The sequence below is a fragment of the Microbispora sp. H10836 genome (genome assembly GCF_012999525.1).
GTDB lineage: Bacteria > Actinomycetota > Actinomycetes > Streptosporangiales > Streptosporangiaceae > Microbispora.
Genome location: NZ_JABBWU010000028.1, coordinates 42927 through 54592 on the forward strand (window position 1 = coordinate 42927; position 11666 = coordinate 54592).

At 71.9% G+C, this 11666-nt stretch carries 10 protein-coding genes; 5 read left to right on the plus strand and 5 right to left on the minus strand.

Going from position 1 to position 11666, the window contains the following annotated elements:
- The first annotated feature begins 112 nt into the window (after window positions 1-112).
- Window positions 113-2770, plus strand: coding sequence for a GNAT family N-acetyltransferase (locus tag HHX30_RS35725; RefSeq protein ID WP_169987990.1), 2658 nt, complete (start codon window positions 113-115; stop codon window positions 2768-2770).
- Between the two features lie 102 nt (window positions 2771-2872).
- On the opposite strand, the gene HHX30_RS35730 is transcribed toward HHX30_RS35725, so the two are convergent.
- A complete protein-coding gene (locus tag HHX30_RS35730) occupies window positions 2873-3493 on the minus strand; it encodes a copper resistance CopC family protein (protein ID WP_169987992.1) in 621 nt (206 codons plus the stop codon).
- Window positions 3494-3783: 290 nt separating this feature from the next.
- On the opposite strand from HHX30_RS35730, the gene HHX30_RS35735 reads away from it, so the two are divergent.
- The 4 genes from HHX30_RS35735 to HHX30_RS35750 all read left to right on the plus strand — a co-directional run bounded on the left by HHX30_RS35735 (window position 3784) and on the right by HHX30_RS35750 (window position 8003).
- Window positions 3784-4713, plus strand: coding sequence for a copper resistance protein CopC (locus HHX30_RS35735; protein WP_249350801.1), 930 nt, complete (start codon window positions 3784-3786; stop codon window positions 4711-4713).
- 31 nt (window positions 4714-4744) lie between these two features.
- Window positions 4745-5239 (plus strand): hypothetical protein, encoded by a 495-nt coding sequence (locus HHX30_RS35740; protein ID WP_169987996.1) that lies wholly within the window; start codon window positions 4745-4747, stop codon window positions 5237-5239.
- 10 nt (window positions 5240-5249) lie between these two features.
- On the plus strand, window positions 5250-6566 hold the full coding sequence (locus HHX30_RS35745; RefSeq protein WP_169987998.1) for a hypothetical protein: 1317 nt from the start codon (window positions 5250-5252) through the stop codon (window positions 6564-6566).
- 174 nt (window positions 6567-6740) lie between these two features.
- Window positions 6741-8003, plus strand: coding sequence for a CdaR family transcriptional regulator (locus HHX30_RS35750; protein ID WP_169988000.1), 1263 nt, complete (start codon window positions 6741-6743; stop codon window positions 8001-8003).
- Window positions 8004-8048: 45 nt separating this feature from the next.
- On the opposite strand, the gene HHX30_RS35755 is transcribed toward HHX30_RS35750, so the two are convergent.
- Genes HHX30_RS35755 through HHX30_RS35770 form a run of 4 tightly spaced genes read right to left on the minus strand, consistent with a single transcriptional unit; the run spans window position 8049 to window position 11390 of the window.
- Window positions 8049-8933, minus strand: coding sequence for an NAD(P)-dependent oxidoreductase (locus tag HHX30_RS35755; protein WP_169988002.1), 885 nt, complete (start codon window positions 8931-8933; stop codon window positions 8049-8051).
- The gene (locus HHX30_RS35760) at window positions 8930-9736 is read right to left on the minus strand and encodes an alpha/beta fold hydrolase (protein WP_169988004.1); all 807 of its coding nucleotides are present in this window, start codon (window positions 9734-9736) and stop codon (window positions 8930-8932) included. The genes HHX30_RS35755 and HHX30_RS35760 overlap by 4 nt, the downstream gene beginning before the upstream one ends.
- Complete coding sequence (locus tag HHX30_RS35765; RefSeq protein ID WP_169988006.1) at window positions 9733-10281, minus strand: carboxymuconolactone decarboxylase family protein; 549 nt, start codon at window positions 10279-10281, stop codon at window positions 9733-9735. Before HHX30_RS35765 ends, HHX30_RS35760 begins: the two co-directional genes overlap by 4 nt.
- Complete coding sequence (locus HHX30_RS35770) at window positions 10281-11390, minus strand: LLM class flavin-dependent oxidoreductase (protein ID WP_169988008.1); 1110 nt, start codon at window positions 11388-11390, stop codon at window positions 10281-10283. Before HHX30_RS35770 ends, HHX30_RS35765 begins: the two co-directional genes overlap by 1 nt.
- Window positions 11391-11666: the final 276 nt, after the last annotated feature.

Genomic DNA, 11666 nt, shown 5'->3' on the forward strand with positions numbered 1-11666 from the left:
CATCCGCGCGTAAACGATGGCGGGGGGCGGCATCCGGCTCGGGACCAGGGTCCCTGCCGAGAGGGGGAGGAGGCCCCTGGAGGTGTGCCCGGCGGTGGCCGACGCTGGGAGCATGGCTCGAACCGTTGCCGAGGCATGTGACGTCCTCCTGCGTGACGGCGGGGTGGCGCACATCCGCCCGTTGTGCCCATCTGACCGGGAAGCCCTGCACGCACTGATCGCCAGATCCTCCCCGCACTCGGCGTACCTGAGGTTCTTCACCGGTGGCACCACCTCGGCCCACGTGTACATGGACCGGATCACCGGCCCGCGATACCCCGGCCACGCCCTGGTCGCCCTGATCCGCGGCCTGATGGTCGGCGTGGCCGAATACATCCCCCACCCGGACAGGCCGGAGGCCGAGGTGGGGATCTTGCTGGACGACCTGGTGCACGGCCAAGGGCTCGGCACGCTGCTGCTCGAGCACATCGCGCTGGACGCGGCGGACGCGGGTATCGAGGACCTGGTCGCCACCGTCCTGCCCGAGAACCGCGCGATGCTGCGCGTCCTGAACGATCTCGGTCTGCCGGTGAAGAAGCAGTACGAGCAGGGGCAGGTGGAGATCCGCATCGCCACCCGGCCCACCGACAGCCTGGTGGCCGAGATCGAGGCCCGGGCGCACGAGGCGGAGCGCAGCTCCCTCGCGCACGTGTTCACCCCATGCTCGGTGGCCGTGATCGGGGCCAGCCGTGATCCGGCGCGCGTGGGGCATCGCGTGCTGCGCAACCTGGTCGACGGAGGCTTCCTCGGGCCGATCTACCCCGTCAATCCCCGGGCCGCCGAGGTGTGCGGCCTGGCCGCCTATCCCGGCCTCGCCTCACTGCCCGGGCCGGTGGAACTGGCCGTGGTCGCCGTTCCGGCCTCCGCCGTGCTCGGCGTCGCCCGCGAGTGCGCCCGCCACCAGGTGCGCGCCCTGGTCGTCCTCACCGCCGGCTTCGCCGAGGCCGGGGGCCGCGAGGCGGAACGCGAACTGCTACGCGTCTGCCGCGAGGCGGGCATGCGGCTGATCGGCCCCAACTGCCTCGGCGTCGTGAACACGGCGGCCCGCCTGCACGCCGGTTTCCTGCCCGGACGTCCTCCCGCGGGGCCACTGGGACTGATGTCGCAGTCGGGCGCGGTCGCGGCCGCTTTGATCGAACGCGCCGGGCTACTCGGCCTCGGCGTCTCCTCCTTCGCCTCCGTCGGGAACAAGGCGGATGTCAGCGGCAACGACCTGCTCGAATACTGGGAAGACGATCCGGCCACCCGCGTCATCGCCCTGTATCTGGAATCCTTCGGCAACCCGCGCAGGTTCGGCCGGATCGCCCGCAGGATCAGCGCCCGTAAACCGATCGTCGTCGTGAAGAGCGGACGCAGCGCCTCGGGGAGCCGGGCAGTCCGCTCGCACACCGCCGCCGCGGCGACCCCCGACGTCGCCGTGGACACGCTGCTACGCGCATGCGGCGCGATCAGGGAGGACAGCGTCCAGGACCTGCTCGACACCGCCCGGCTGCTGGCCTTCCAGCCGCTGCCGGACGGCCCCCGGGTGGCGATCGTGGGCAACTCCGGCGGCCCGCAGGCGCTGACCGCGGATGCCTGCGAGCGGCTCGGCCTGGTCGTGCCGGACCTGCGCCCCGCCACCGCCGAGGCGCTTCGCGCCCGTCTTCGCCCGGCCGCGGCCGTCGGCAACCCCGTCGATCTCACCGCCGAGGCCGACGCCGCCGACTTCGCCTTCACGATCGCGACCGTCCTCGCCGACCCGGGCGTGGACGCTGTCCTGATCGTCTACACCCCGCCGTTCGGCTCGGGCCTGGAGGAGACCAGGGAAGCGATCGCGGCCACCACCACGGATGCGGCGAAGCCCGTACTCGCCTGCCTGGCCGGGCACGACGAGCTCATCGACGGGAGGGTGCCCGCGTACGCCTTCCCCGAGCAGGCCGTGCACGCTCTCGCCCAGGCGGCCGGGTACGCCGCCCGGCGCGTCCGGCCGGTGACCTCACCGGAGGAACCACCGGGAATCGATCTGCCGCTCGCCCGCCGCGTCGTCGCCGCGGACCTGTCCGCCCATCCCGAGGGACGCTGGCTGGACGAACACACCGCAGCCCGCCTGCTGTCGGCCTACGGCGTCCACGTCGCCGAGTCCGTCGCCGTCAACGGGCCCGAGAGCGCCGCCGAGGCCACCGCGCTCACCGGACTGCCCGCCGTGCTCAAGGCGACCGGCCCCCGGCTCGTCCACAAGTCCGAGGTCGGCGGCGTCCGGCTCAATTTGCAGACCCCTGAGCAGATCCGGCAGGCGTACCGGGAGATGTCCGCCCGCCTCGGCCCCGCCATGCAGGGGGCGATCGTCCAGGCCATGGCCGCCGAGGGCACCGAGATGATCATCGGAGGCGTCGCGCACGAGACGTTCGGGCCACTGATCATGGCAGGGCTCGGCGGGGTGGCCACAGAGCTGCTCGCCGACCGCGCCTTCCGCGTGCCGCCGATCGACCGAGCGGAGGCCGGGAGAATGATCGGCGAGCTGCGCTGCGCGCCGCTCCTGCACGGCTACCGGGGCCGCCCGGCAGCCGACGTCCGCGCGCTGGACGACCAGATCGTCCGCGTCGGCCGCCTCATGGACGACCAGCCCGACATCGCCGAGCTCGACCTCAACCCCGTCATCGTGACGCCAGGCGGAGTGGTGGCCGTGGACGTGCGCGTGCGACTCGCGCCCGCCCCGCCTCTCCCCTCACCCTTCCGGCGCCGTCTCCGCTGACGCGCATCCGGGAGACACCTGCGCTTTCACAGCCGTGGCTGAGACGGTGCGCGCGTGGGTCCGCCGGACCGGCATCATCGCCGCATCGAGGGCCCGGCAGCATCACGACTCTGCTGCGCCTCGCCGCCGCCGGCGCACGACCAGGGTCCCCGCGGCTACCGCCACCGCCAAGACGGCGGCGACCAGTGCGGCGGTCCACCCGCCACCTGACGACGAGGAGGCGGCCGCCGACGTGCCGGCCGCCGGGGACGACGGCGCGGCCCCTGCGGGGGTCGCCACCCCGGCGGATGACGGGCCGGCAGCCGGACTCGCGGTCGTCGGCGTCGCCGAGGGTACGGGCGCGGCAGCTTTCAGGGTGAAGTGAAGCTCCCCACTGACGGGATGACCGTCGGAGGACACCACGCGGAAGGCGATCGCATAACGGCCGTTGGGCAGATCGGCGGTCAGTGGCTGGGTGACGACGGGCCCTTTGGTGCCCGGCTTGCCCTTGGCGACCTTCTGCCCGCCCGGGCCGGTCACCACGATGGTGACGAACTGGCGATTGATGCTCTCGGTGAAGACCAGCTCGACGTGGGAGGGCGCCTTTTCCACCGTCGCGCCGTCCTTGGGCGTCGACGACTTCAGCTCCGTGTGCGCGGCCGCGGGACCCGTCACTCCGGCGATCACGGTGGTCACGACAGCGGCGGCTGCGAACAGGCGGATGACGATGTGCGCGTATCTCACGGCTTGCCCTTCCAGAGAAGAGGAGAACGCCTAAGGCTATCCGCGCTGATCGTCCCCTCCCCCTGAGCACCGCCGTAGTGCCTTCGGGGCGCTTCACCGGGCACGTCCACCGCTGAGTCCGGGGCCGAACACCTCGGTTCCGTCGTCCGATCCAGCTCCACTTCTGTTGCAACCGCATCGAGTTCTGTTCATTCGTGGCAAAAGTCGTTAACCTCGACGCAATCGGTCTCACCGGTCCGAGTCGCATCTCCCCTTCCAGGGGCCGTACCTCGTGGAGGGCAGAAGTGACGATGGCGCGCTGGCTGGGCCGGTTGCTTCTGCTGATCGTCGCCGGCGTGCTGGCGACGACCGCCCTGGCGGCGCCCGCCTCCGCCCACGGCCAGCTCGCGATGTCGATACCGGTCAAGGACAGTACGGTGCGCGAGCCGATGGAGTCCCTCGCGCTCTACTTCACCGAGGCGCCCGCCTCGAACGCGTACTTCGCGGTCACCGCCCCCAGCGGCGCCCGCGTCGACCGGCCCTGGACGCACGGCCGGCCCGAACGGCTCGACGAGCCGGTTCAGGAGTACAACCTCGTCAACGGGACGTGGGAACCGGTGGTGTACAACACCGGATACCCGGCAGAGATCCCGGTCGCCTACTGGCCGGAGCGGGGCAAGTACGTCGTCCGCTACCTGTCCATCGCCTCCGACGGGGAGCCGGTGCAAGGAGAACTGCGGTTCACCTACAAGGGCAGGACCTCAGGGCCGCCCAAGGGCTGGCAGGCCCCGGACAACGAGCCCGACCCCAGCCTGCTCGACTCACACGAGCCCGGGAGCGGCACCCAGTCCCCGATGCCGGAGACCGGCGGCAGCCCGGCGGCGCTGGGCCCCGCGGCGCCCCAGGCCGGCGCCAGCCCGGCCGCGGTTACGGGGACCGGCGCCAGCCCGGCCGCGGTTCCCGAAACCGGCGGCGGTCAGGACGCCGTGACCGAAACCGGCACGGCCGGCACCGCCGCCCGGACCGCGCAGCCGGCCGACTCCGGCACCGGGCTGTCGGTATGGCTGGTGCCCTCGGTCCTCGTCGTGGGAGCGGGCGTCCTGGTGGTGCGGGCGGCGCGGCGGCCCGCGCCCGCCACCCCGGCGGCCCGGCGGTCGTCCGGCCGCCCAGCGGCCGGGAAACCCCCACGCGCCCCGGCGTCACGTACTCCCCAGCGTCCCAAATCCACCAGGCGACGCTGACTCGTCCCACCCCTCAGGAAGAGAACCCCCCATGACGATCGCCCCTGCGCGCCTGCGCCCACTGCTCGCCGCGCTCCCGCTCGGCGTGGCCCTCGTGATGGCCACGGCGGCCTGTGGCGGCTCGGATGCCGCCGCCCCCGCCCAGTCGGCAGCTCCGGTGTCCACCGAGTCGGCTGCCCCGGCTCCTGCCGAGTCGGCTCCCGCGGCCCCCAGCGAGCCGGCCGCCGCCGCCTCCACCGACTCGGCCGACTCCGCCGACTCGGCTGTGAAGGAGATCACCGTCACCGTCGCCGGTCGCAAGGTCACGCCGCCGCCCGGACGGATCGAGGTGGCCAAGGGCCAGACGGTGCGGATCACGATCACCGGCGACGCCGCCGACGAGGCACACCTGCACGGGTACGACAAGGAGGCAAGCCTGAAGCCCGGCACCCCCGCCAGCATCGAGTTCGTCGCCGACGAGACCGGGTTGTTCGAGATGGAAACCCACGAGTCGGGACTGCAACTGTTCCAGCTCGTTGTCCGTTAGGGCCGCCGGAATGCTGCTGGCTCACGGCGTCGGCGGCCGTCAGGACCTGCCGATCCCGTTCTCGGCCGCGCTGACCGGCGCGGCCCTCGCGTTGCTGGTGTCGTTCGTGGCGCTCGGCGCGCTGTGGAAACAACCGCGGCTGAATGCCGCCCTCACCGCTGCCCGCTCGCTGCCCACCGCCGTACAGGCGGCGGTGACCGCGCCGGCCTGGCGGTGGGTCTGGCGAATCGCCGGGCTCGTCACCGCGGCGTACTTCTGCATCGGGTTGATCTTCGGTCCCGATCGGGCCGACAATCCCACGGCCGGGGCGTTCTACGTACTGTTCTGGGTCGGCCTGGTGCCGCTGTCGCTGCTGTTCGGCCCGGTGTGGCGCGGCCTGAACCCGCTGCGGACGCTGCACCTGCTGGCCTGCAGAGGGCTCGGACGCGACCCCGAGCTCGGCCTGCGGCCGCTGCCCGCGGGCGTCGGATACTGGCCCGCCTGCGCCGGCCTGTTCGCCTTCGTCTGGCTGGAACTGGTCGCCCCCGAACGGGCCACCCTGCCGGTGATCGGAGCCTGGCTCGCGGCCTACGCCGTGCTCATGCTCGCCGGGGCGGTCGTCTTCGGCTCGCGGTGGTTCGATCACGCCGATCCTTTCGAGGTCTACAGCGACCTCGTGGGCAGGCTGGCCCCGGCGGGCAGACGCCGCGACGGCGTCGTGGTCTGGCGCAACTCCCTCGACGGCATGGCCGGGCTGCGACCGGCACCGGGACTGACGGTACTGGTGGTCGTGCTCCTGGGCTCCACCATGTACGACAGCCTGTCCAACGCCCCGGTGTGGGTGCGCTTCATGCAGGAGAGCGCAGTACCGGCCCCGGTCACGGGCACCGCCGGCCTGATCGCCGTCATCGCTCTGGTGCTCGCGGCGTACCGGGCCGCGACGGCGTTGGCCGGCCGGTGGGGTGCGGCGGAGCCGGGTACGACGGCGGGCGAGATCGCCCACTCGATCGTTCCGGTGGCCGTCGGATACGTGGTGGCCCACTACTACACCCTGTTCCTGCTGGAAGGGCAGCGGACCATCGCCCTGCTGTCCGATCCGCTGGACACCGGCGCCGACTGGCTCGGCACCGCCGGGTGGACCATCCAGGCGCTCGGCACCACCCCGGCCGGAGTCGCCACCCTCCAGGTGACGGTGATCGTCGTCGGCCACGTGCTGGGCACCGTCCTGGCGCACGACCGCGCGCTGGCCCTGTTCCCTCGGCGTACCGCCGTCCTCGGGCAGATTCCCCTGCTCGTGCTGATGGTGGTCTACACCGTCGTGGGCCTGCTCCTCCTGTTCGCCGCCTGAGCGGACTCGGCGCACCCACCCGCGCAGCTGCCTCGCGGTGACCGGCGTACGCGCAGATCGTCCCAGTGCACCGAGAAAGCCCTCCTACCAGCCCAAACTCGATCAGACGCTATCCTCACCAGACCGACTACCGGGCGCAACCTGGCCCGGCAGGGTCCGTCGAGGGAGATTCCGATGCAGCCTGCTTCCCGGCGCTTGTCCGACCGGCCCTCGTCCGGGGGTGCCTCGCTGCCGGACTGGGCGCGAGAGGCCGCCGACGACGTCGACCTCCGCGTCCTCTGCGACGTGGTCGTGCGCAGGGACATCGAGGTGGCGTTCCCGTCGTACGCCGAGGACCAGGAGTTCGTCGACCACCTCACCGCCAGCGTCCGGGAGAATCTACGGACCCTCCAGGACGTGTTGTGCGCGAGGATGCGCCTGTCCGACGTGCGGCTGCGCCAGCCCTTGACGTTCGGTGCCGTCCAGGCGCGACTGCGCATTCCGCAGAGCGCGCTGCAGCGGTCGTACCGCGTGGGGTTCGTGGCGATGTGGGAGACATGGGCGGCGCGCCTGCGCGCGCACGCGCAGTCGGCCGACATTTCCCGGGACGAGACGAGCGACGCGCTGACCGCCCTGACCTTGGCGATCTTCGGTTATCAGGACCATGTGGCGGTGCAGGTCGCCGACACCTATATCCGTGAGGACGAGGCACTGAGCCGGTCCCGCGCGCACGTCAGGCAGCGGCTGATCCGCGGCCTCCTCGACGGCGACGAGGACCGCCTCTCCCCCTCCGATCTGCTGACGATCGGCTACGAGTTCGACGCGCACCACGTCGCCGTGCTCCTGCCCGAGGTGGCCGAGGGCGCCGCAGGACGGCTCACGATCGGAATGCGGACGGCGACGGGGGCGCGGCAGTCGCTCATCTACCCCTCGGGGCTGAGAAGCACGGTGGTGTGGCTGAGCCGCCTCTCCCCGTGGCCCGGCGAACTGGTCGACAGGCTGCGCGCCGCCCTGTCGACGGCCGGTGTGACCGCGTCGCTCGGGGAGGGCCGGCCCGGCCTGGAGGGGTTCCGCCGGACGTACGCCCAAACCCAGGACGTCGAGAGGATTCGGGCGGCCTGGGGCCCCGAACGGTCACCCAGAGTGATCAATTACTCGGAGGTGGGGCTCGAGGTCCTGCTGATGCGCGACCACGATCTGGCCCGTCGCTTCGTCGAGGACGAACTCGGCCCGCTGGCCCTCGACAACCCCGAGACGGCCCGGCTGAGGGAGACACTCGACACGTGGTTCCGCCTCGGTAGTCACGTGGCGACCGCCGAGTTCCTCGGCCTCCACGAGCACACCATCCGCAACCGGCTGCGCAAGGTGGAGAAGCTGATCGGCCACGGCGTTGGCGAGCGGCGAACGGAGACGCAGGTCGCGCTCCGCGTGATGACGCTGCTCGCCAATCGGCCGTGAGCCACGGGAGCCCGCTCCCCCGGTGTTCCGGACGAGCCGTGCCGATCAGTCGCCAGTCAGCCCACGCAGGACGGCGAAGACGCTGGCGGTGTCCTGATGTGACCTGCCCTGCGCCACCGCGGCCTGGTAGAGCACCGCGGTGACCGCCAGCAGCGGAGTCGGGCTGGCGACGCTCGCCGCGAAGTCGGCGATGATCCGCAGGTCCTTCTGGAACGTGTCCACGCGCATGGTGGCGTTCTCGAAGCCGCCCGCGACCATCATCGGCCCCCGGATCTCGAACATCCGTGAACTGCCGGCGCCGTCGCCGATCGCGGTGAGCACCTGGCCCAGGTCGAGCCCTGACCGCTGGGCCAGCAGGAGCGCCTCGGCCGCGGCGGCGTTGTGCACCGCGACGAGCAGGTTGGCCACCACCTTCATCCGGGTGCCGTTGCCGAACTCTCCGAGGTCGTAGCAGGCGCGGGTGGTGTGCGAAAGGATGGGCAGGACGGCTTCGCGATCGGCGGTGGTACCCCCGCTCAGATAGGCGATCAGATCCCCGTCGCGGGCCTGCTGCCCCGTCCCGCTGAGTGGGCAGTCGAGCAGGAGCACACGGGGGCCGGCGGCCTCCGACGCCCGTCGCTTCTCGTCCGGCGACAGCGTACTGGTCTCGATGACGGTGACCGGCTGTCCGGCGGCCCGCACGCCGTCCGGTCTGGTGAGCACATCGAGCAGCGCCTCGGCGTTCGGCAGTGAGCTGATGATCACCCCGCACTCCCCCGCCATCTCCCGGGCCGACGACACGGTGCGGCCGCCCGCGGCCCGGTGGGCCCGCATTCGCTCCGGGTCCACGTCGAGGCCCACGACGTCGAGCCCCGCTCGCAGCAGGTGGGAGCTCATCGCGGAGCCCATCACGCCGAGGCCGATCACGCCGACGGTTCCGGTGCCGCTCATGACCTCCGCTCCTCGTCGCCGCCATCACGGAGGAACGCGTCCAGCACGGAGACGAACCGGTCCGGCCGCTCTACGACGGCCGCGTGGCGCGCCGATGCGATCCACTCCAGGCGGGCGCCGACGATGGCGTCCCGCAGCGCCGGCGCCGCCGCCACGAACGCCGGCATGTCGTCGTCGCCGCAGATCACCAAGGTCGGCGCCGTGATACGCGGCAGCGACGACGTCACGTCCGCGGTCTCGAGCGCCTCGCAGGCCCGGGCATACCCTTCGGGGTCGGTGTTCAGGAGGATCTGCCGGGCCGGGCCGACGGCGGGCGCGCCCGTAGCGAGCGCCTCCGCGGTGAACCAGGTGGCGATCGTTGGATCGACCAGGGGGGCCATCCCGCGCGCACGGGCGACGGCCGCCCGCTCGCGCCACAGGTCCCGCATCGTCCCGGGATAGGTCGCCACCGTGTCGGCCAGCACGAGCCGGTCGATCAGGTCGGGGCGGTCCGCGGCCAGGTGCTGGGCGACCAGGCCGCCGAGCGAGACGCCTGCGACCACGAACCTGCCGTCGGGCCGTCCGAGACCATCCGCGCGCAGGCGGTCCAGCCCGGCGGCGAGCCAGGCGGCCAGATCGGCGACGCCGTAGCGCCCGCGGGGCACCGGGGCATCCCCGTGTCCCGGCAGGTCGCACGTGTGCACCCGGCGGCCGGTGAGCAGGGGGACGATCCCGGACCAGAACCGGTGGCTGGAGGCGAGCGGATGGAGCAGGACGACGTCGCGTCCCGAACCGGTCGTATGCCACTTCGCGGGCTCGATCATCCTTCCTCCGGCGCCGGCGTGCCCGCGACGTTCATGATCATCGCGAGGGTGGTGTAGTAGCCGACCGTGGTGACGAGCTCCACCAGAACCGTCTCGCCCAGCTCCCCGTGGGCCCGCTCGTAGGTCGCGTCGCCGACCTCGCCGGTGCGCTGCAGTTCGTCCACGAGATCCCAGGTCACCGCGAGGCGGGCGGGCAGGTCGTCCGGCCGGCGGCCGACGGCGACGGCGTCCACCACGTCGGCGGTGATCCCGGCGCGCAGCGCGAGCGGCCGATGGAAGGCCCACTCGAAGCCTTGGTTCCATCGGCGCGCGACGAGCAGGATCGCGAGCTCCAGCACCGCTGGAGGCAGCGTGGATTCGAACCGCAGGAACTCCCCGACCTTCTGCAGCCGTGTCATCAGCTCGGGACTGCGCAGAAGCGGCGCGAACGGTCCGATGAGAGCGCCGCGCGGCCCGGACGCGATCACCTCTACGGCCCGGCGCTGCTCTGGGGTCAGCTCCTCCTCCCGCGGCGGCGGCGGCAGGCGGTGTGACCGGTCGATCATCAGGAGGTCCCCTCCGCCTCGATCGCCTTGTTGACGAGCGGCATGACCTCGGTCGCCATGAGCTCCATGGATCGGCGCGCGAGGCCGGGGTCGGCCCAGTCGAGACCGGCGTAGACGAGCTCCCCGAAGTCGCCGGTCTGCTCGCGCAGTTCGAGCACCTGCTCGGCGACGGACTCGGGAGTACCGGTGATCACCAGCCGGTCGAGGACGTAGTCGAGAGTGATCTCGTCGTCGGGCTGGTCGCGGCGGGTCTTGAACAGCTCCAGGCGGCCCATCTTCCGCATCTTGTCGACCATCTGCCGGTAGTAGAAGCGGTAGGGGCTCGCCTCGTCCGTCCGGCCGTACCGCTCGGCGGTCTCGGCGTCGTCGGCCACGAAGACGGTGCGGGCCACCCGCCAGTCGTCGCTCCGGGCGGTCTCCCCCACCGACTCCTTGCCGCGCACGTAGTTGCCCCAGTGCGTGGCCACCCACTGCGGCAGCAGGAAGTTGGCCGACAGCGGGTGGAAGTCCTTGGCCCCCATCTCGATCACACCCTTCGAGAACGGCGCGACCACCGTGCCGACGATCTCCGGCCGCGGCGTCTGCAGCGGCCGGCCGACGACGCCGACGCCGAGGTCCAGGTCGATCGTGCGCGCCGTCGAGACCTCGAACCGGTTGCCGGGCAGAGCGATGTCGTACGGCGGGTCCGCCGACCAGAGGCGGGTGATGACGTCGATCGCCTCGGCGAACAGCTTGTTGCGGTCCTCACCGAGGATCCCGAGGATCTCGGCGTCCGACGCCAGCGCGCCCGGGCTGACGCCGAGGATGAACCGGCCGCCGCTGAGGTGGTCGAACATCGCCGAGTTCACCGCGACGAGCACCGGGTGCTGGTGCGACAGGTTCGTCGTGCCTGTGCCGAGCCGGATCTGCCGGGTGTCGGAGATCAGCGTGGCGAGAAACAGAAGGCTGTTGGTGATGTTCTCGTGCCGGTCGGTCAGGTGCTCTCCCACGAAGGCGTCGTGGAAACCGAGACGGTCCGCCAGGATCACCGCCTCTCGGTCCTCAGCCAGGGTGTCCGCCCAGGGGCGGCCCAGCGGATGGACGGGCATCGTGAAGTAACCGAGTCTCACTGTGAGCTCCCAGGTCCCTTGATCGTGCGCACCACCGCGCGCCTTGGCCGCCGCGGTTACGGAACGCGTGCGGCAGGGCCAGTCAACGAGCGGACCCGCCTCCCGCGCACTGGCGGCCGGCGTGAGATCGCCGCCGTCCGCACTCACGCCACCCGTCATCGACGTGAGCCGTCCGTATCCCCACTGACGGAATCCGCCATCCGGGCACCGCAGAGTTCACGGGTTCCGCCATGCCGCGTCATGGGCGTGCACCGGTCTACTCCTCTCCAAGCCACC